15 protein-coding genes are annotated in these 19,357 nt (G+C 59.1%); 6 read left to right on the top strand and 9 right to left on the bottom strand.

Going from position 1 to position 19,357, the window contains the following annotated elements; genetic code table 11:
* Positions 1–35 precede the first annotated feature (35 nt).
* The gene (locus ACID345_RS07845) at positions 36–494 is read right to left on the bottom strand and encodes a chemotaxis protein CheW (protein ID WP_011522329.1); all 459 of its coding nucleotides are present in this window, start codon (positions 492–494) and stop codon (positions 36–38) included.
* Positions 487–2,787: a chemotaxis protein CheW gene (locus tag ACID345_RS07840; protein WP_011522328.1), complete on the bottom strand. Its 2,301-nt coding sequence runs from the start codon at positions 2,785–2,787 to the stop codon at positions 487–489. The genes ACID345_RS07845 and ACID345_RS07840 overlap by 8 nt, the downstream gene beginning before the upstream one ends.
* A 438-nt stretch (positions 2,788–3,225) precedes the next feature.
* On the opposite strand from ACID345_RS07840, the gene ACID345_RS26480 reads away from it, so the two are divergent.
* Positions 3,226–3,426 carry a cold shock domain-containing protein gene (locus ACID345_RS26480; protein ID WP_011522327.1) on the top strand — a complete coding sequence of 67 codons (201 nt, stop codon included), beginning with the start codon at positions 3,226–3,228 and terminating at the stop codon, positions 3,424–3,426.
* Positions 3,427–3,502: 76 nt separating this feature from the next.
* On the top strand, positions 3,503–4,609 hold the full coding sequence (locus ACID345_RS07830) for a dipeptidase (RefSeq protein ID WP_011522326.1): 1,107 nt from the start codon (positions 3,503–3,505) through the stop codon (positions 4,607–4,609).
* Between the two features lie 63 nt (positions 4,610–4,672).
* Here ACID345_RS07830 and ACID345_RS07825 read toward each other — a convergent pair whose 3' ends face one another.
* The 7 genes from ACID345_RS07825 to ACID345_RS07795 all read right to left on the bottom strand — a co-directional run bounded on the left by ACID345_RS07825 (position 4,673) and on the right by ACID345_RS07795 (position 12,617).
* Entirely contained in the window at positions 4,673–5,902 is a 1,230-nt protein-coding gene (locus tag ACID345_RS07825; RefSeq protein ID WP_011522325.1) for an alkaline phosphatase family protein, read from the bottom strand.
* A 171-nt stretch (positions 5,903–6,073) separates the two neighbouring features.
* The gene (locus tag ACID345_RS07820) at positions 6,074–7,540 is read right to left on the bottom strand and encodes a M20/M25/M40 family metallo-hydrolase (protein ID WP_011522324.1); all 1,467 of its coding nucleotides are present in this window, start codon (positions 7,538–7,540) and stop codon (positions 6,074–6,076) included.
* A 61-nt stretch (positions 7,541–7,601) separates the two neighbouring features.
* Positions 7,602–7,775: a hypothetical protein gene (locus ACID345_RS26885; protein WP_187148964.1), complete on the bottom strand. Its 174-nt coding sequence runs from the start codon at positions 7,773–7,775 to the stop codon at positions 7,602–7,604.
* A gap of 269 nt (positions 7,776–8,044) precedes the next feature.
* Positions 8,045–8,650, bottom strand: a complete 606-nt coding sequence (locus ACID345_RS07810; protein WP_011522323.1) for a LemA family protein — start codon at positions 8,648–8,650, stop codon at positions 8,045–8,047.
* A gap of 91 nt (positions 8,651–8,741) precedes the next feature.
* Positions 8,742–9,557, bottom strand: a complete 816-nt coding sequence (locus ACID345_RS07805; protein WP_148210051.1) for a hypothetical protein — start codon at positions 9,555–9,557, stop codon at positions 8,742–8,744.
* Positions 9,466–10,257 carry a TPM domain-containing protein gene (locus ACID345_RS07800; RefSeq protein ID WP_011522321.1) on the bottom strand — a complete coding sequence of 264 codons (792 nt, stop codon included), beginning with the start codon at positions 10,255–10,257 and terminating at the stop codon, positions 9,466–9,468. Before ACID345_RS07800 ends, ACID345_RS07805 begins: the two co-directional genes overlap by 92 nt.
* 80 nt (positions 10,258–10,337) lie before the next feature.
* Complete coding sequence (locus tag ACID345_RS07795) at positions 10,338–12,617, bottom strand: glycoside hydrolase family 57 protein (protein ID WP_011522320.1); 2,280 nt, start codon at positions 12,615–12,617, stop codon at positions 10,338–10,340.
* Between the two features lie 292 nt (positions 12,618–12,909).
* Between ACID345_RS07795 and lptF the strand changes: the two genes are divergently transcribed.
* The 4 genes from lptF (at position 12,910) to ACID345_RS26880 (ending at position 19,347) form a co-directional block, all read left to right on the top strand.
* The gene (lptF, locus tag ACID345_RS07790; RefSeq protein WP_011522319.1) at positions 12,910–15,288 is read left to right on the top strand and encodes an LPS export ABC transporter permease LptF; all 2,379 of its coding nucleotides are present in this window, start codon (positions 12,910–12,912) and stop codon (positions 15,286–15,288) included.
* Positions 15,289–15,637: 349 nt separating this feature from the next.
* Positions 15,638–17,413, top strand: a complete 1,776-nt coding sequence (locus ACID345_RS07785; RefSeq protein WP_011522318.1) for an ABC transporter ATP-binding protein — start codon at positions 15,638–15,640, stop codon at positions 17,411–17,413.
* 180 nt (positions 17,414–17,593) lie between these two features.
* A complete protein-coding gene (locus ACID345_RS25260) occupies positions 17,594–18,259 on the top strand; it encodes a methyltransferase domain-containing protein (RefSeq protein ID WP_011522317.1) in 666 nt (221 codons plus the stop codon).
* The gene (locus ACID345_RS26880) at positions 18,250–19,347 is read left to right on the top strand and encodes an NAD(P)/FAD-dependent oxidoreductase (protein WP_011522316.1); all 1,098 of its coding nucleotides are present in this window, start codon (positions 18,250–18,252) and stop codon (positions 19,345–19,347) included. Before ACID345_RS25260 ends, ACID345_RS26880 begins: the two co-directional genes overlap by 10 nt.
* The last annotated feature ends 10 nt before the right edge of the window (positions 19,348–19,357 follow it).

Here is a 19,357-nt window from a genome sequence, read left to right as displayed (position 1 = left end):
CGCTTAGGGCCGCTCGATGTCTTAATTTAGGCAGCTCAGTTGACCTTGCGCGCCTCGGCGATCTGCAACACCGCGCCCAGGTCCACGGCATGCAGCAATCGGCCGTCAAGCTTGTAAACTCCGCTGATGAGTTTTCGCGTTTCTCCTGCCAGGGTTTCAGGCGGAAGCTCGAACGAGCTTGGCTCTACTTCCACCACGTCCCCAATCTCATCGACCAGAAGGCTGACAGCACCGTCATCGGTGCGCACCACCACATTCATCGGCTGCCGGTCGGCCGCCCGTTCCGCCATCTCCAGGCGCTTGCGCAAATCGATGGCAGTAACGATCTGCCCGCGCAGGTTGATCAGCCCGCCGACCACCTCTGGCGCTCGAGGAACCCTGGTCATCGCGTGGTAACGAATCACTTCTTGCACCTTCTCCACTTCCACTCCAAAGAAAAGCTTGTCGAGATAGAAAGTACAGAACTGCTGTGCCATCCCCGGTTCTTCAGGCATTCACGACCTCCTTGAATTCAGTGCACACAGACGCCATCACCGCATGCACATCGAGCAAGTCGGTGACGCGTTGTTGCAGCACCGCGGAGCCTTGCAAGTACATCCGATCGTTGGAACGGTTCACTGCGATCTGTTGTTCGGTCACATCCTCAATTTTGTCCACGACCAATCCAAGGCTCCGGCCCTGTTGTGAAGTGACAATGACCGGCAATACTTCGCCGGCGTCCGTTCCCGGAAGGTTGAGAAGTTGCGACAACCGTACCAGCGGCATGATCTGTCCGCGGTATTGCACCACCTCGAGTCCCCCGGAGTGCTCCACGCTCGAAAGCTTGAACTCTTCGAGCCGATTGACGTTCGAGAGCGGCACAGCGATGCGGCCTTCCTCGCCCACCCGAGTCAACAGCCATGCCTCCGACTCCATCCGGCCGTCTTCGTTGCGGGCGTGCATCTGTTTCACCGCACGGTCACGCAACTCCGTCACTACGCTCGCCTGTTGTGCGAGTCCCATCACGTCGAGGATCAACGCTACCGTACCGTCTCCCATAATCGTCGCCCCGGCAAAACAGAGCAGGCCTTTCAGCAGATTACTGAGGGGTTTCACGACAATCTCTTCGGTGTCGTTGATCTCGTCCACGATCAACCCAAAGGTCCGGTCGTCGGCCTGCAATACCACGATGTTCGCGATCTCCTGTTGCTTCTTACGGTCGAGGCCGAGCACGCCGTTCAAGGACACCAGGGGCAGCAAACTCCCTCTCAGGCGGTATACCGGCGCTCCGTGGATGTACTCAATCCCTTTTCCAACTCCATCGCCTTCGAGCCTCACCAGTTCCAGCAGGCTCACTTGCGGAATCGCGAAGCGCTCGCCACCACTCGTGGCAATCAGCGCGGGAATGATGGCCAGTGTCAGCGGAATCTTGATCTTCAGCGCTGTTCCCTTCCCCTCCACGCTTTGCAGATCAACCGTGCCGCCAATCTTCTCGATGTTCGTCTTGACCACGTCCATCCCGACACCGCGGCCGGAAATGTTGGTAACCTGTTTCGCGGTTGAGAATCCCGGCAGGAATAGCACATTGAGCAGCTCACGCTCGCTCATCCGTGCCGCTTGTTCCGCACTTACCAGTCCGCGCTGCCGCGCCTTTTCGCGGACTGCCTCGAGATCAACACCCTTACCGTCGTCGCTAATCTCGATATTCACCTGCCCGCCTTCGTGATACGCGCGCAGCAGCAGCCTTCCCTCTGCTTCTTTGCCCGTCGAGCGACGCTCCTCCGGCATCTCGAGACCGTGATCCACGGCGTTGCGCACGATGTGCGTCAATGGGTCCTTGATCGCCTCGATAATCGTTTTATCGAGCTCGGTCTCGGCCCCGTCCATCTCCACTCGTACTTGTTTTCCGCACGACAACGCCAAATCGCGCACCAGCCGCGGCAGCTTGTTCCAGATGTTCCCAATTGGCTGCATCCGCGTCTTCATCACGCTCTCTTGCAACTCGGTCGTGATCAGGTTCAGCCGCTGCGCGGCGCTGACAAATCCGCTGTCCTGCTGGCTTCCCGTGTATTGCAGGATCTGGTTGCGCGCCAGCACCAGTTCCCCGACCAGGTTCATCATCTTGTCGAGCAGACCAACATCCACGCGGATGTTATTGGCCGACACCGCTGGGCCCCGCGCTTCACTGGTCTCCAAATTCGCGCCAGATTGCGCGGCTTCGTCCGCCGCCAATGTCGACGCAGGTGCGGGCGACGCCTCCGCCACGCTCAACGGTTCTACGGCCGCCTTAGACCGCTTCTTTGCAACGCGCTTTGTCGTCTTCTTCCGCGCCTCGGGCGCAGTGTCGGCGGTCGCCGCGTCTGCCGCCTTCGAGGAATCGGTCCTCTCCAGCAAGGCCGACAGCCGCGTCACCACCGGCTCTACATTGCGATCGCCCTCGACTCCCAACGCATCAATGTTTCCGAGGAGTTCCCGCAGTACGTCCCCCATCGCCAGCAATCCACTTGTGATTTGCGGATCGAGCCGCATCTTGCCGTCACGCAACCGGCTCAACAGGCTCTCCCCCACGTGGGCCACCGACTCGATCTTCGGGAAACCCAGCACCCCGCTCGTTCCCTTCACGGTGTGGATCGCACGGAAGATTGAGGCCAGCAGGTCCTTTTCTTCCGGGTCCTTCTCCAATGCCACCAGGTCGCGGTCCAGCTGATCGAGTCCTTCGTTGCTCTCGACCAGGAATTCCTTGACGATCTCGTCCATTTCGCTCATGCCGTCGTGTCCATCCGTTCCGCTGCGGGCGACCTGAACCATCACATGCTTTAGCCAGCCGCATTACGGTCTCAGTCCTTGCATCGGCAGATTGCGGGCAAAGTGAAGCGGCGCAGGATTAGAAATCTCTCAGGCGCTCGCAGCCGCGGCCGCATTCCATCGAGACGCTGGACCTGATCCGGAGTGATGTCGCCAGAAGGCGCGCCCCGCCTTCTTTCCCATACCTATCGACATGCGATATACTTGCCCTGCTTTCGATTGAAAGCCCCGCCCGGCGCGGACTTTGCAGTGTTTACTTTATTGACAACCCACTGCGGAGCGAGGCACAATAGCAGTACACCTACCTCGGCTCCTACCCCACTGGCAGTTACGGTGACCCCTAGGCCCCGTGTTTTCCATGGGCAGTCTCAACCGGGATGGGCAGCACACGTCGCGGCTCCCTGCCGCGTCGCGCACGGAGGAACTCAGCAAGTGGAACGTTTGAAAGGTACTGTGAAGTGGTTTAACAACGCCAAGGGCTACGGCTTCATCGGCCGTGAAGAAGGCCCCGATGTTTTCGTTCACTACAGCGCTATTTCGTCGGAAGGCTACAAGAGCCTTGCGGAAGGGGACGCGGTGGAATTCGAAATCGTGGAGGGCCAGAAAGGTCCCCAGGCTGGCAACGTCATCAAGGCTGCGTAGCCTCACCGCTTCCGTTCATTCGGTTTCTAACCCAGCCCTGCGGCTGGGTTTTCTTCTGCCGTCTATAATCCCGCACATGGATCGCCGCCAGTTTGTTTCCTTCGCTGCGCAAGCGTCTGCGCTCGCCTTCATCGCTCCGCACTCATTCGCACAAACTGCGACCCCCGACATCGCCGCACTCTATAAGAACGCCCTTGTCATCGACACCCTCTGCGCCCCCTTCGCCACCGACGACTTCCCGCCCGCCGACAACGCCCTCCAGCAGGTTCGCGGCTCCGGCTTCACTGCGATCAACACCACCATCTCAGACCGCACCTATGAAGGAACGATCCAGACGCTCGCCCGAATTCACTCCTACGTCGAGCGCTATCCTGAACTTTTCTCGATCGTCATCAAGCGCTCCGACATCGACCGTGCCAAGCGTGAGAATAAGGTCTGCATCATGCTGGGATTCCAATACACCTCGTTTTTCGAAGAAGATGTTTCTCGCATCGAGGTTTTTCGCGATCTCAGTGTGCGCATCATGCAGCTCACCTACAACCTGCGCAGTACGTTCGGCGACGGCTGTCTCGAGTCCGAAAACTCAGGGCTGAGCAGGGCCGGACACGACCTGGTCAAGAAGATGAACGCGATCGGTATCGCCGTTGATGCCAGTCACAGCGGCTACCGCACTACTTCCGACGCCATAGCCGGTTCCGCGAAGCCCATCCTCATCTCGCATTCGGGATGTGCCGCGGTCAGCGCGCATCCACGCAACAAGCCAGATGAAATCCTTAAAGCACTCGCCGATCGCGGCGGCTATTTCGGTGTCTATCTCATGCCCTACCTCGTCGCTTCCCCGACCGTCCCGACGCGCGAACACGTCATGGCGCATCTGCTTCACGCCATCAATGTCTGCGGCGCAGACCACGTCGGCATTGGCTCCGATGGCAGCATTGAGGCGGTCCATCTCACCGACGAGCAGAAGAAAGCTTTCGATGAGGACATCGCCCGGCGTAAGAAGCTCGGCATCGGCGCACCCGGCGAAGACCGCTATCCCTACGTTCCCGACGTCAACGGTCCCAACCACATGGAACTGATCGCCAGCGAATTACAGAAGCGCGGCCAGCCCAGTTCGGTCATCGAGAAGGTACTCGGCGCGAACTTCTATCGCGTTATTGGCGATATCTGGGGCACAGCTTAACTGCGAAACAGAAAGCCCCGAGGATTTCTCCACGGGGCAAGCTGTCTCGAATACTTCCTGGTCTCAGAAGATATCGCCCATCACTTTCGATTGTGCGTCGCACGCGTGGTTCAGGCAGGAGAGCCCGAAACCAGCCTCCAGGCTTCTCAGCAGCGAGAAGTGATCGTAGAACCGCGAACTATGCACGCCATGGCGGCCGTAGTTGGTGTCAACAATGAACAAAACCTGGTTCGTGATCGGCACAAGCGAGTAGTCATTCTCATCCCACACCACAACGATGGCGTTTCGGCCTCTGTTCCATGCCGGCGAGCGCCGGATCGCAGTCACGAGCCTTTGGACAGTTACGTCGCCCTGGTAGATGAGCGCGTTGTTCAGTCCGGTCTGGGTGCCATTGTCGGCCGGATCGAAGTTACAGATGGGGCCTGCATTTCCGCGGCCGTGCTGGTCGTTGCACTGGTTCGGCGCAATCAGCGAGAAGTTCGGAACTTTTCCCGAGCCCAGATCTTCGTATAGTCCGCCCTGCCCATCGAAACCACGCACTTGACTCAGACTGAGTTGCGGATCGTACCCATCCTGTACTGACTGGAAGTACGCAAATGGATTGTGCTTCACGGCATACAACTGGACGATGTCGCTTGATTTCAACGGCGCCGGCAAAATCGAATTGTTCGTGAACGTGCCGTCACTGTAATTGACGTAGTCCGCGCCAAAAACCGGCAGGTTCTCCTGGTAGCTCTTCCACGTCATGCCGCGCGCCACCAGTTGGTCTGCGATCGTCCTTCCATGCGTGCTCGTATCAGCGGGAATCGACATCTTCCCGTCGATGTTGATCGTGCCAGGCTCGCCGGTCGTCTCATTTGTTTTATCAATTGCCGGTGTCGGAGCGTCGCTGCCGTTGCCGTAAATCGGACACACCGGCGCTCCGCCGGAATGCTCATTGTTCTGCGTTCCTGAGACTATGTTGGGCGTGCACGCGGGATTGTGCCAGTCGGGAAAATTGTCGGCGAGAACACCGAAATTAGATCCGCCCACGATTTCCAGGTAGTTCGTCAGGCTGGGATGCGCAACCGCAAAATAGTTGTCAGCCGTATTCGCACTCTCCGCGTACTTGTTGATAAACGGAGCGTTTGGATTGTTGCGAAGCTGGCCATACCCATGGTTTTCCCTCAGGATCACCCAAACGTGATCGAGATGAAGAACGCCCGTGGGAGCGGCGTTTCCTTCGGCGGCAAACAATGACGTATTCGCGAACGCCGTAGCGGCGAGCGTAAGGCTTGCGATGATCTTCTTCATGAGATGTACCTTTTCGAGTGAGATCGAGCAACGGAGGAAAATCAGCTCTCCAGGAGCTTTCCTCGAAAAGTACTGGCACCGTGCGAATGCGGTGTTACTCGCGTGTGAAGAAGAGATGAACTACTCAGGATTTTCCGCAAGCACCTTTGTGCTCAGGCCTTAACACTTTCGTTATTCCATGGCCTCGAGCGCCGCCATCGTCTCAATCCCATCCCACAGGTTCTGCAGTCGGATGTTCTCATTCGCGGCATGCTGGTTGTTGTCGTAGTTTGCAATGGGAACAATGATCATCGTCGTGCCCAGCGTGTTCTGGATCATCTCCAGCGGCACGCTGCCACCCATGGTCGGGAGCTTTACCACCGGCCCGCGAACACTCTCGACGGCGGCGATCACCTGCTTCGCAATCGACAAGTCCATCGATGTGCGCACCGCGTTGTAGCTGTCGGTCCCGCGCTTCAAAAACGCTACCTTGGGATGCACCAGGAAGATGTTCTTCATCGGCGGTACTTCACTCACGAAATACCCCTGCGCCGTGATGTAGTCGGCAACGCGTTGCTGTTGCGTCTTCCAATCCAACCCCTTCACCAGCCGGATATCAATGTCGGCAGTCGCCGTCGCGGGAATTACGTTCGTCGCCGTCGCCCCAGTACGCGCCGAAGTCATGCCGTGAATGTTCAGCGAGGGTTCATTCAGCAACTCGAGCAGCGGACGCCCGCCGCCCTCTGTCCCCGCCAGCCATAGGTCTTCCCTCAACAACTCTTCGTTCTTCGGTGCGTCCTGGATCGCCTTCTTCTCAGTCTCGCTCAGCGGCGCGATCCCGTCGTAGAAGTGTGGAATCAACACACGTCCGTTGTCGTCCTTCATGCCGGCAAGAAGCTTGGCCAACATCATCGCCGGATTCGGCGCCCAATTTCCGTAGTGCCCGCTGTGGAGTTCGCGATGCGCACCAAACACCGTGATCTCCAGGCTCGTAATTCCTCTCGCTCCGAAGACGACACTCTGCTTCCCGCTCTGGTCAACCGGTCCGTCGCAGATGAGCCACACATCTCCGCCGACATCGTCCTTATGCTCCGCTAGGATCCGTCCGAGGTTCGGCGAGCCCGCTTCTTCTTCTCCCTCCCACACAAACCGCAAATTGGCCTTGAGGGGAACCTTCGCCGCATCGAGAGCGTCGAGCGCAGCGAGTTGCGCGATGATCGCAGCCTTATCGTCGGAAGCCGATCGCGCGAAAATGCGTGGCTCGCCATTCACTTCTTTAGGCACAGGACTGAATGGCGCCTTGGTTTCCCAATCCTCCGGCGTCACCGGCTGCCCGTCATAGTGCGCGTAGAAAACGATGGTGTGCTTTGCGCCCGGCGTTTTGCGCTCCCCATAAACCACCGGGTTCGCATCTGTGGAGAACAACATCTTGGCTTCGACATGGCGCCGCCGCAACATCTCGACAAGCGTGTCTGCATTGCGACGAATGTTGTTCTTATCGCTGGCAACGTTGGGAATCGCCAGCAGGTCGGTAAATTCCTTCAGGATCTGCTGCTCGTGAGCAGCCCGCCACCGGTCAGCGGCTTCTTTGGGAGTAGCCGCGCTGAGTGCGCACGCAAGGGCTATAACCGCTAAAACGCAGGAAGAGATTCGTCGCATGTCGCGAACGAATATACGACACCATTACGCGAGTGAACAGCTTTGCGCGGCGCCGAATCGACTACCGGTGCGCTCCCGACGGATGCAACACAACAAGGTTCGACGAATCGTCCGTCGGCGTCGCTTCCGAATGGCGCTGCTCGATGTGATCGATGCGATGCAGCAGTCTACCGATGCCGATACAAAATAGGATGGAGACCCCCGCCCAGATTGCTAATCCTTCGACCATACCCATAACCGACTCCTCGTCCTTGCAACTACTGGGATGCGGGACATTGATTAATTGGATGATCAATCCAGAAAGGAATCTCGTCAAAGTACCTAGGTGTAAAACATCAGAGTAGCTGGACGCGTCCTTAAGTAACTTCCAGAGTTGTCCTAAGGCAACGACAAACATGCTGTCGATATCGGGTAGCTCACGCTCCAGCGGGGACTCGACAGCGAAAAGAAAAGGGCTCCAGCCCCTGCCGCGGCAGGCCGCTGAAACCCGTGCAACTCTGACTTCTAATGCGCCGGTGCCGCCTGCGATGCCGGCTTATCGTTCAAGTTGAACTGCACCTTCGGCGTCTGCTTCGCACCTTCCGACGCTTGGAAGTACGCATCATTCCGCTTAAACCCAGCCCACCCCGCGAACAAGCTCGCCGGGAACTGTCCGATATAGGTGTTGTAGTCCTGCAGCGAATCGTTATATCTCTTGCGTTCCACAGAGATCCGGTTCTCGGTTCCGGCCAGCTCGTCCTGCAGCCGCAGGAAGTTCTCGCTCGACCGGAGCTGAGGATAGTTCTCGACCACCACCAGCAAACGTCCCAGTGCGCCGTCGAGTTGCTGGTTGGCGGCGATCTTCTCCTGCGGCGTTCCCGCGCTCAGCAAGCGTGAACGTGCCGCGGCGATGTCGCCGAAAACGGCCTGTTCCTGCTGCGCGATTCCCTTCACCGTTTCCACCAGGTTCGGGATCAGGTCAGCGCGCCGTTGCAGGACAACATCCACCTGAGCCCACTGGCTCTTCACCGCTTCATTCTTTTGCACGAGTGTGTTCTTCGTGCTGATATACATCCCGAAGCAGCTAAGGACAATTAGTCCAATTACCACCAGAACGATCAGTGCTTTCATGCTCGCTCCTAAAACGTAATCTCTCTTGTCATCCTGAGCGGAGCGGCGCTCGCGCCGCGGAGTCGAAGGACCCCTATCCCCTCAAGTATCTCTAGGCCCCTTCCAGCTTCCTGTCCACCCAACTCGTCACCTGTTCGATGATAAACAGATACTGCCGGAATGTTTCTTCAACATGCAATGCATGGCTGCGCCCCTCGCGCAGGTCGTAAATCTCAAGAAATGACTTGGGATCATAGCCCACCAGTTCCCCAAGCTTCACCGTCACCTCGCGCCGATGCAACGGAGGTTCCTGCCCGATCGCGATCAGCGCGTGTCGAAATAGCGTACCGAAGCTGCTGATAGATTGCACCATCAGGTTCAGCACCGCGTCTTCCGATGGGTCCGCGATATAGCTCTGTCGCAGCCTCAAAAGACTCGTACGCAGCTCGTGTTCCAACTGAATGCGGTGCAGCGCCATCGGAATCTCGAGGGTCGCGAAGATGTCCTCGCCCTCGAGCACGCGATGCCGGTGCTTCATGTCGTACAACTCAATCGCGAATACATCCGCTGCCCGTTCCAACTCCTCGCGCGTGAAAATCACCAGTGCCGGATGCCCGCGTTCGCGCCACCACGTCGTCACCGACACCAGCGCCTTCAGACCTTCCAGCGGCAACTTGTTCGCCACCAGCAACACGTTCAGGTCGCTGTATTCGCGCTTGAAATCTTTGCCGGCCGCCGACCCATACACGATCACCGACACTAAATTGCGGCCTGCTGCCTCGCGCAAGCGTGGCACCAACTCGGTAAGCTCAGCCTCGGGATTGATCTGTTTCTGATTACCAACCGCCACTTGCGCCACCTCCACCTGAGCTGCCACCGCCGAATCCACCGAAGCCTCCCCCGCCACCACCGCCGCTGCTCCAACCACCGCCCCCGCCGAAGCCTCCACCACCCATCCAGAAGCCTGGCCCGCCCCCGCCACCCCAGCGTGCGGAACTACCATGACGGATCCGCCGAATCAGATAGCCGATGGAATGGAAGATCAACGAGCCGATGATAAAGATCCAGAAAATCGGGATGTTGAACCCTTCGTGGCGTCTCGGCTTGGGCGCGGCAGGCATGTCCGCCAGCGTCACCTTCGCATCCTCGGCAATCACCTGCGCCACCCGGTCGGTCATCAGCGTGACAGCGCCGGAATAGTCGCCACTCTTGAAGAGCGGCACTGCTTCTCGTCCGAAGCCACCGACCTTGCCATCCGGCAAAATCGGCTCCAATCCATAGCCAACCTCAATGCGATACTTCCGATCGTCCACCGCCGTCAGGACGAGCACGCCGCGATCGCTCTTCTTCGCCCCGACGCCCCATTCCTTGAACAGCGCCACCGCATAGTTATCAATGTCGTCGCCATCGAGCGACTTCACGGTCACAATCGCGATCTGCGCCCCGGTCTTCTGATCAATCTCCGTAGACAGTGCTTCGAGCTTCTGGATCGTGTCCGGCTGCAGCACGCCGGCAAAGTCGTTCACATATCCAGTGGCCTTCAGCGACTTGATCGGGTCCGCCGCGCACACGAGCGCCGCGAGCAGGACGAGGGTCAGCTCAAAGAGCCGAATGGTGTAACGAAGCATTGCCAAGGATTGTACCGGAAGAAAAACGCCGCGCTACCTTGATTCGGCGCGCGGCGATTTATTGCGGGAAGGTAATAACGTTACGCTTCTGCAGTGTAGTTGTAAGTGTTTTCTTCCAGCTCTGAGTCCGAGCAGAGCCGCAAATCGAGCCATCCCTCAACTGGAAGTGCGTCGAGCGGCAACTTCTCTCGCCACAGACTGAATCGGATGCGCATCCGATCCCCATGCCTCGCCCCGAGAATCTTGTGCGGAAGCCGGCATTCCAGCAGCTTTCCGATCGCTACTTTGATCTCCTGCGCTTCGGGATCGGCCGCGCACGTCAGGTTCGCGCTGCCGCCAGTGAGGTCGGAACTCGCCAGCACATGACGCTCTTCGCCGTTCGTCACGCTCCATGTCCGCAAGTCGCTCCCCTGCGCATCGGCAATCAAGCGGAACGAAGTTGTCTTCTCGTCGTGGATGACCTCGATGTTGGCAATCACCCTGTACACGCCCGCCGGCGGAACTTCGCCCGCGAAATCCAATCGCCCGTACAAGTAGTTCTCATCCACGCCCGCGTAGATCGCGTCCAGGAAGAACTGCTTCCCGTGCATCGAACTCGTCCGCCGGTCCGCGGTGTACATCGCCGCGCCCATCCAATCGAAGTAACCTGCCTCGCGCCCATCTACGGTGGGGTGGATATACGCTGTCTGCGGCACCAGCATCGGCCGCACAGTGCCCGTAATGATCGGCTGCGCCAACTCATCCGGCGCCGACGCCCCAAGTGCCTGGTACACGTTCGACAAGTGCTTACGGTACAGCTCGTCAAAATCACGATCGTTTGCCGAGTGGTGTTCTGGCCCATACCACCAGTTCCAGTCGCTGCCCTCAGCGATCAGCAATTCTTCATACGCGAGTTCGCGTTGCTCTTCGTTGACCTTGTGCGCGTTCTCGTCGAAGAAGCGCCTCGCCGCTGAAAGATGGTCCCACGCTTTGTTGTCTTCCGGCGCGCCAATCCACACGTTGAAGTTCGCGTTGATCCACGATCCCGGCACAAGATGATCGAGTCTTCCAAAGTCTTCGTCGTTAGTTCGCGCAATCGCCTCGCTGATCGTCAGCGCCTCAATGCGCGGATCGTTCTGAATCCCATCGTAGAACCGCCGCAGGAACTCGCGCCCATTCTTCGGATACGACTCCCACGCATTCTCCCCATCGAGAATGATCGGAATCACCGCATCGCGCCCGCTCTCCAAAACCGGCCGCGCCGAGAGATGGATGCTCGTCAGCAGATGCTGTGCTGCATCCGCTGCCGGCATGTTCTGATACACGAATCCAACCAGGTCCGATAGCCGATGGTCGCGGAACACCATGTGCATCCGCTTCCCGCTCTTCTCGTAGCGATAAATCTTGAACAGGTCTCTGGCGCTCTCGTCGTTGAGCTGGCCCTTCAAGTCCCGCTCGAAGAATTTCCCCAGCGTGCGGCCGAGCACACCTTCATCGGTGGCCATCCATTGCACGCCCGCGCCCGCCGCAATCGCAATCGCTTCTTCCGAAACGCTGCCCTCGCTCGGCCACAATCCAGCCGGTCGATGATGAAACAGTTTCTCGTGATAATCCAGAGCGCGCACGATCTGCTCTTCCGCATCGTCATGCCTCTGAAAGCGTGCCTGCGGCATCGGCAGCCCCGGCGACGACTCCTCGCCCGCATACGTATCGCAAATCAGCGGCAAAATCGGGTGATAGTACGGCGTCGCCGAAATCTCGATACTCCCCTTCTTCGCCGCCTCCACATAAGCCGGGATCACCGCGGAAATAATCTCGCGCTGCATAAGCAGCATCGTCCGCTGATCGTCCGCCGTAAATCCGCTCCCTTTCGCAACCAGCGCTTTGATCTCTGGCCGCTCCAGGAAGAACTCATCGAACCATGCCACCTGCGACAACACTTGCAGATCGGTAATGTCCTGGTTGTCGAACCGCTGCTCCGGATGCTCCCGCCCACTCAACTGCAAATAGCGTTGAAACAATTCTCGATAGCGCGGATAGCGCCCAATCATGTGGTCCGGATTCGCCTGGAACAGATACTGCAGCGCGAACCGCTTCCCCGCATCGCCCAACTGCGCCGCCGGCTTCGCCACGATCTCATAAAACGGATCGCGGGCCGTTCCCGCCGCATAATCCTGCAACTGCTCCAACAACGACGGCACAAGATTGAAGTTCTGGTGGACGTTCGGGAATTCGTCCAGCAACTTCACCATGCCGTAGTAATCCTTGAGTGCATGCATTCGGACCCACGGCAGCCGGTATTCCCCGGAGACGAGGTCCTTGTAAAAAGGCTGGTGCATGTGCCAGAGGAGCACGAGATAAATCTTGGAATCGCGAGACATGGGTTGTTTGAGCCGCTCCAGTGTATCAAGATCGGCGATGTTGAAAAGTTCCGTTAGCTTACGTACATAACCGAAAAGCTTTCACCACGAAGGACACAAAGTACACAAAGGGTTGTTATTTCATTTCCGAAAGTTCTTCTCCCCCCAGCACTGCTTTCATCTCCAATGTCAAGAAACCCCTAGAAATCCTTCGTGCCCCTTTGTGCCTTTCGTGGTGAAAGGTTTTCTCTCTCGTGCACTTGGTGTCCTTCGTGGTTAATTCTTTTGCCTTTGTAAGCGTTACACTAATGCCGTGCGGAGCCGCATCCTCACTCGATACATCCTTGGCGAAGTTCTGTCGCACGGAGCCATTGGCCTCGCCCTGTTCACGTTTGTCATTTTCATGCGTGACCTCGGCCGCCTGCTCGAGCTCATCGTGCGCAACAGCGCTCCGCTTCCGAGTGTCGCCGAAATCTTTTTCCTCACGCTCCCCACCGCACTCACCGTCACCCTTCCGATGGCGGTTCTCGTCGGTATCCTCATCGGACTCAGCCGCCTCTCCGCCGACAGCGAAGTCACCGCCATGCGTTCCAGCGGACTCGGTTCGCTCTTCTTCGTCCGCATCGTTTCGATCTTCTCGGTCGCGCTCTGGATCCTCGCTCTCGTCAACAATCTTTACGTCGCGCCGCGTTCCGCCGCCGCCCTCGCCCATCTTCAGGACAAGCTCAAAAGCTCGCAGGCATCGTTCGAAGTCCAGCCCCGGGTCTTCTACGAAGACTTTAAGAATTACGTCTTATATGTTGAAGACTCGAAGTCTGGCAGCGGCTCGGCACTTTGGCGTGGTGTCTTCCTGGCAGACGTAAGCACCCCCTCGCAGCCGAAAATCACGATGGCCGAGCGCGGCGTAGTCGTTGCCGAAGGCCCAAACAGCCTGCACCTTCATCTCGAGAACGGCACCCAGCAGGAGACCAATCCGAAGGACCCAACCCAGTACCAGGTCTCCACCTTCGATCAAACAGACATCCCCATCCAGCTTCCTGAGACCAACGACAAGCCTGCGCCCGAACTCGTTCCCGTAGCCGAACTCAGCACCCAGGAACTCTGGCGGCTCGCGCACTCCGGAGGCGTCTCCGCCGGCCACTACCTCGGCAACTCGATCGCCCAGGTCAAGGCCCGCTGGTATGCCGTCGAATTCCAACGCCGTATCGCGTTACCCACCGCGTGCCTCGTCCTCACGCTTGTTGGTATTCCACTCGGACTCTCGTCGCGCCGTGGCGGCAAGAGTATGGGCTTTGTCCTGACGATCATTCTCGTCTTCGCCTACTACGTCGTCTCTTTGATCGGCGTTTCGCTCGGTCGCCAGGGGAAACTCCCTCCCGCTGTAGGCGTGTGGATGGCCAACGTGGTCTTCCTGGTCGCCGGCATCATGCTGCTGCACCGCGTAGATCGTGCTCCGATTGATCTCAGCTTCCTCACCACCGGTTGGGACACCCTCCGCGAACGCTTCTCAACATCCGAAAGCGCCAACGGTAACGTCGAAGGCAAAGGCGACGCCTTCGAGAAGTCCTTCAGTCGCACCCGCGTCTTCAGGGCAAAGTTCCCATTGCTCCTCGACGACATGATCCTGCGCGACTTCCTGCTTTACTTCGTGATGGTGCTCACCACCTTCGTAATGCTCGCGCTCGTCTTCACCTTCTTTGAACTCCTCGGCGACATAGTCAAGAACCGTGTCTCCGTCGTCATGCTCGGCGACTACCTGCTCAACCTCAGCCCGTCGCTCATCTATCTCATGACGCCGCTCAGCGTCCTCCTCGCCGTGCTCGTCACCTTCGGCCTCATGCAGCGCTCCAACGAAATCACCGCCATGAAGGCCACCGGAATCAGCATCTATCGCGTCGCGTTCCCTGTCATCGCCATCGCCGGAGTCGTCGCCGCATCGCTATTCGTCTTCGATCAGCTCTACATTCCGAAGGCCAACAAGCGTCAGGAAACGTTGCGCAACGAGATCAAAGGCAAGCCGCCGCAAACCTACCTGCGGCCCGACCGCAAATGGATCTTCGGCTCCAACAACACCATCTACTATTACGAGGTTTACGACGCCGACCAGAACCGCTTCGGCGGAATCTCCATCTTCCAGTTCGATCCCAAGACGTTCGCGCTTCAGTCGCGCATCTACGCGCAGCACGCGCACTGGGAAGATGGTCTCCAGAAGTGGGTCTTCGAACAAGGCTGGATGCGCAAACTCAACGGCTCCGCGATCGAAGAATTCAAGCCCTTCGAGGTCGAAACCATCGCCCTTGCCGCCGAGCCGCCTGCGTATTTCAAGAAGGAAGTCCGCCAGTCGCAGGAGATGGATTACCAGGAACTCCTGCGCTACATCCACGATCTCCAGCAAAGCGGCTTCGACGTCGTCCGCTTCCGTGTGCAGCTCTATAAGAAGCTCGCCTACCCAATCATCACGTTGGTCATGGCGATCCTCGCCATCCCGTTCTCCGTCTACCGCCAACGTCGCGGAGGTCCCCTCGCCGGAGTCGCCACCGCCATCGGCATCGCCATCCTCTATTGGGTAAGCGCCGGCCTCTTCGAAGCCATGGGCAACGCCAATCAACTCCCCGCATTACTGGCTGCCTGGGCCCCCAACCTGATCTTCGGCTTCGCCGCCGGCTACATGGTCCTCCGCGTCCCCACCTAACCTCCGTCATCCCGAGCGGATAAATGGAGTTCTGTCATCCTGAGCGAAGCGACCGAGGGTCGCGAAGTCGAAGGACCTATCGCTACCACAACGCCCAGGTTCGCTACTCGTCGCGGCCAGCCCGCACTACTCCCTCCCTCGCATCACTCTCTTCTGTCATTGCGAGGAGAGCGCAGCGCGACGTGGCAATCTGCTGTTCTCCCTCGCGGCCAGCCCACGAATCAGCCCGCACCTCCACCGCCGCCTCTTGTCATTCAGAGGAGCGTAGCGACGAAGAATCTGCTGTTAAGCCCGCACCACCACGAAACTCCGCATCCCTCTCCTTCCGCTATCATCTAATCTGTATCCAATGATTGCGCGACTCCGCCCGCTGTTCCCATACATGAAGAAGTACCGCGGCACCCTGCTCTTCGGGGCCGTTTGCGTGCTCCTGAACAACGGCGTCTGGATCCTGTTCGCGCAAGTCCTCTCCCGCGCCATCAACGACCTCAACCTGGGCGTCTCGCGCCACAAACTCGTGACCTACTCGTTCTTGCTGCTCGCCGTCGCCGGCACCAAGGGCATCTTCCAGTTCCTCACTCGCTGGCTGATGATCGGCGTCTCGCGCGAGATCGAATTCGATCTCCGCAACGACCTCTTCCGCCACCTCGAAGGCCTCTCGTACTCCTATTACCAGCGCACCCGCACTGGCGACGTCATGGCCAAGGCCACCAACGACCTCAATGCGGTGCGCATGCTCATCGGCCCGGCCATCATGTATTCGGCCAACACCTTCGCCTTTATGTCTGGCGCGTTGTTCTTCATGCTGCACATCAGCCCCAAGCTCACGCTCTACGCCTTCGCGCCGCTGCCCATCGCCAGCATCGTCATCCAGTACTTCAGCAAGCAGATTCACGAGCGCTTCGAACGCATCCAGGCGATGTTCTCCGATATCACCGCCCGCGTTCAGGAGAACCTCTCCGGCGTTCGCGTCATCCGCGCCTTCGTCCAGGAAGATCCCGAGATCGCGCGCTTCGAAGCCGCCAACGACGAATACATCCACCGCAGCCTGCGCCTGGTGCGCCTGATGGGCATGCTCTGGCCGACTCTCGAACTCATGCTCGGCCTCTCCATCATCCTCGTCCTCTGGCTCGGCGGACGCGAGGTCCTCACCCACCGCATCAATCTTGGCGATTTCGTCGCCTTCAACATCTACATGGTGCAGCTCACCTGGCCCATCATCGCCCTCGGATGGGTCATCAATATCTTCCAGCGCGGCACCGCATCCATGGCTCGCATCCAGCAGATCTTCGACGAGAAGTCGGAAATCACAGACGCCGATGTTCCGTTCCATCCGCCCACAGAAGTCACCGGCACGATCGAATTCCGCGATCTCACCTTCGCCTATCCACCGCGCGCCGAAGACGCCGACAAACACACCGATCCGCCGCTGGTCCTCAAGAATGTGAACCTCACCGTTCCCGCCGGCACCAGCCTCGCCATCGTCGGCCCCACCGGCAGCGGCAAATCGACATTAGTCAATCTGATTCCGCGCATCTACGACGCCGCCCCCAACTCCGTCCTGATCGATGGCCGCCCCATCCGCGAGTTCCCACTCGAGCTTCTTCGCAAAAACGTCGGCTTCGTGCCGCAGGAAACCTTCCTCTTTAGCGACACCATCCGTGAGAACATCGCCTTCGGCGCTCCCGATGCGCCCGACACTGAAATCCGCGCCGCCGCCGAAGCCGCCAGCATCGCCGCCGAGATCGAAGAGTTTCCCGAGTCCTTCAACACGGTAGTCGGCGAGCGCGGCATCACCCTCTCCGGCGGGCAAAAACAACGCACCGCCATCGCGAGAGCCCTAATCCGCAATCCCAAAATTCTGGTTCTCGACGACGCCCTAGCCAGCGTAGACACTCAAACCGAAGACCGAATCCTCAACCACCTCCGCCGCCTCATGCAGGGCCGCACCACCGTCTTCATCTCGCACCGAGTTTCCACCGTCCGCAATGCCGACCAAATCGCCGTCCTCGAAAACGGCCAAATTGTCGAACTAGGCACCCACGACGAACTCGTCGCCAAAAACGGCTACTACACCGAGCTCTACAACAAACAGTTGTTAGAAGAAGAACTCGAAACCGTATAGCGATTTTGCTTCGAATCCACGCCGCAACCGCCTCGCGGTCAGCCCACGAGACCACCAGCACTTCCACCGCCCTCTCCTGTCATCCTTGAGGAGCGCAGCGACGAAGGATCTGCTGTTCTGCTATCGACAACACGCTACAATCCTTTGCATCACACTTCATGCTTCCTTCGTCCAACCCCTATGCGCCGCCAAGTCGTCCCTGAACTTCTCGACGCCGATCTTGGCACTCCCCACGAGGTCCGCGCCTCCCTCGACGACCTCCGTCTCATCAACACCCTCTTCGGTGGCGTGACATCCACCGCGAAAATGATTCGCAAGGTCGCCCACGAAACCGGCGTCAAAAATCTCAAGCTACTAGAAGTCGCCTCCGGCACCGGCTACGTCCCCCAAGCTGCCACCGATTGGCTAGCCAGCGATGGCATCACGCTCGACATCGCTCTCCTCGACCGCGCCCAAACCCATCTCCCCACCAACGGTGTCCCCACGTTTGTTGGCGACGCCCTGAAAATGCCCTTCGCCGACAACTCTTACGACATCGTCTCCTGCGGTCTCTTCCTCCATCATCTCGACACCGACCAAGTCGCAACTTTCGCCCGCGAAACCCTTCGCGTCGCGCGCCGAGCCGTGCTCATCAGCGATTTAATCCGCAGCCGCCTGCATCTCACTCTCGCCCACATCTCGCTGCCTCTTTATGGCAGCCCAATCACCTGGCACGATTCTCTCGCCTCCATCCGCGCCGCCTACACGCCCGACGAAGTCCGCCCGCTGCTCGCCAACTGCGGCGCGCGCAAGATCACCCTCGAGCACCACTTCCTCTTTCGCATGGGAATCATCCTGTGGAAGTAGCACGCTACGACCTGATCGTCGCCGGAGGTGGCCCCGCCGGAACTTCCGCCGCAATCACTGCCGCACGCCTCGGCGCGCGCGTGTTGCTGCTCGAACAAGGCCAATTCCCACGCCATAGAGTTTGTGGTGAGTTCGTCTCCGCCGAATCGATCGAGACCCTGCGCCAGCTTCTCTCGCACATGCCGCACGGTCTCGACCTCATCGAGCGCGCGCCGAAGATCAGTCGCACCCGCATGTTCCTGCAAGGCACATCCGTCGAGATCCCGGTCCTCGCCTCGGCCAGCATTCCACGCTACGACATGGACGCCGCTCTCTGGAGCGCCGCAAAAAATGCCGGCGTAGATTGTCGCGACGGCGTAACCGTCGAATCCATCCTCTCCAACGGCGAATTTCAAGCCGCGACTTCCATCGGCGCCTTCATCGCGGCCGCCGCCATCGCCACCACCGGACGCTGGTCCAAACTCCGCCACCCCGTCGCCAAGCCCAAAGCCAAAAAGCTAATCGGACTCAAAGCCCACTTCCGCGAAGCGAATCCATCGCTCTCCACCGATCTCTACTTCTTCCCCGGTGGCTACTGCGGCGTTCAACCCATCGACGCCAACACCGTCAACGCCGCCGCCCTCGTCCGCGCCGACCTCGCCACCGATCTCAGTACCGTCTTCCAACTCAATTCGCAACTCGCGAAACGCACGCGCGTGTGGGAACCCGTCACCGATCTCGTCACCACAGCGCCGCTCATCTACGCCGAGCCAGAACCCGAGCGCGACGACCTCCTCTTTGCCGGTGACGCCGCCGGTTTCATCGACCCCTTCGCCGGCGATGGCATCTCGCTCGCGCTTCGCACCGGCGCCGCCGCCGCGCAAGCCGCCATGCACTCCATCACCGGACGCGTCTCCGCCGCCGAAGCCGCCCGCACTTACCGCCGCCGCTACGAGCAGCAGTTCCTCCCCGCCTTCCGCGCCGCCGCCCAAGCCCGCTGGCTCCTCGGCTGCCCGCGCCCCCTCCCCCAATTCGCGCTCCAGTTGTTACGCTTCCCCAAAATCGCAAGATACGTCTTCGCCCGCACCCGCGCCCTTGATGCCGCATAGCAGTCGGAGT

Source organism: Candidatus Koribacter versatilis Ellin345, assembly GCF_000014005.1.
GTDB lineage: Bacteria > Acidobacteriota > Terriglobia > Terriglobales > Acidobacteriaceae > Korobacter > Korobacter versatilis_A.
This window is presented reverse-complemented; position numbering and strand designations above follow the sequence as displayed.

What these genes read in the sequence shown, in the direction of transcription:
- ACID345_RS07830 (WP_011522326.1), top strand. Translation starts at nt 3,503, where the DNA reads ATGGATCGCCGCCAGTTTGTTTCCTTCGCTGCGCAAGCGTCTGCGCTC.
- ACID345_RS07840 (WP_011522328.1), bottom strand. Translation starts at nt 2,787, where the DNA reads ATGGTTCAGGTCGCCCGCAGCGGAACGGATGGACACGACGGCATGAGC.
- ACID345_RS07810 (WP_011522323.1), bottom strand. Translation starts at nt 8,650, where the DNA reads ATGAAAGCACTGATCGTTCTGGTGGTAATTGGACTAATTGTCCTTAGC.
- ACID345_RS26885 (WP_187148964.1), bottom strand. Translation starts at nt 7,775, where the DNA reads ATGGGTATGGTCGAAGGATTAGCAATCTGGGCGGGGGTCTCCATCCTA.
- ACID345_RS25260 (WP_011522317.1), top strand. Translation starts at nt 17,594, where the DNA reads ATGCGCCGCCAAGTCGTCCCTGAACTTCTCGACGCCGATCTTGGCACT.
- ACID345_RS07820 (WP_011522324.1), bottom strand. Translation starts at nt 7,540, where the DNA reads ATGCGACGAATCTCTTCCTGCGTTTTAGCGGTTATAGCCCTTGCGTGC.
- ACID345_RS07785 (WP_011522318.1), top strand. Translation starts at nt 15,638, where the DNA reads ATGATTGCGCGACTCCGCCCGCTGTTCCCATACATGAAGAAGTACCGC.
- ACID345_RS07825 (WP_011522325.1), bottom strand. Translation starts at nt 5,902, where the DNA reads ATGAAGAAGATCATCGCAAGCCTTACGCTCGCCGCTACGGCGTTCGCG.
- ACID345_RS07845 (WP_011522329.1), bottom strand. Translation starts at nt 494, where the DNA reads ATGCCTGAAGAACCGGGGATGGCACAGCAGTTCTGTACTTTCTATCTC.
- ACID345_RS07800 (WP_011522321.1), bottom strand. Translation starts at nt 10,257, where the DNA reads ATGCTTCGTTACACCATTCGGCTCTTTGAGCTGACCCTCGTCCTGCTC.
- ACID345_RS07795 (WP_011522320.1), bottom strand. Translation starts at nt 12,617, where the DNA reads ATGTCTCGCGATTCCAAGATTTATCTCGTGCTCCTCTGGCACATGCAC.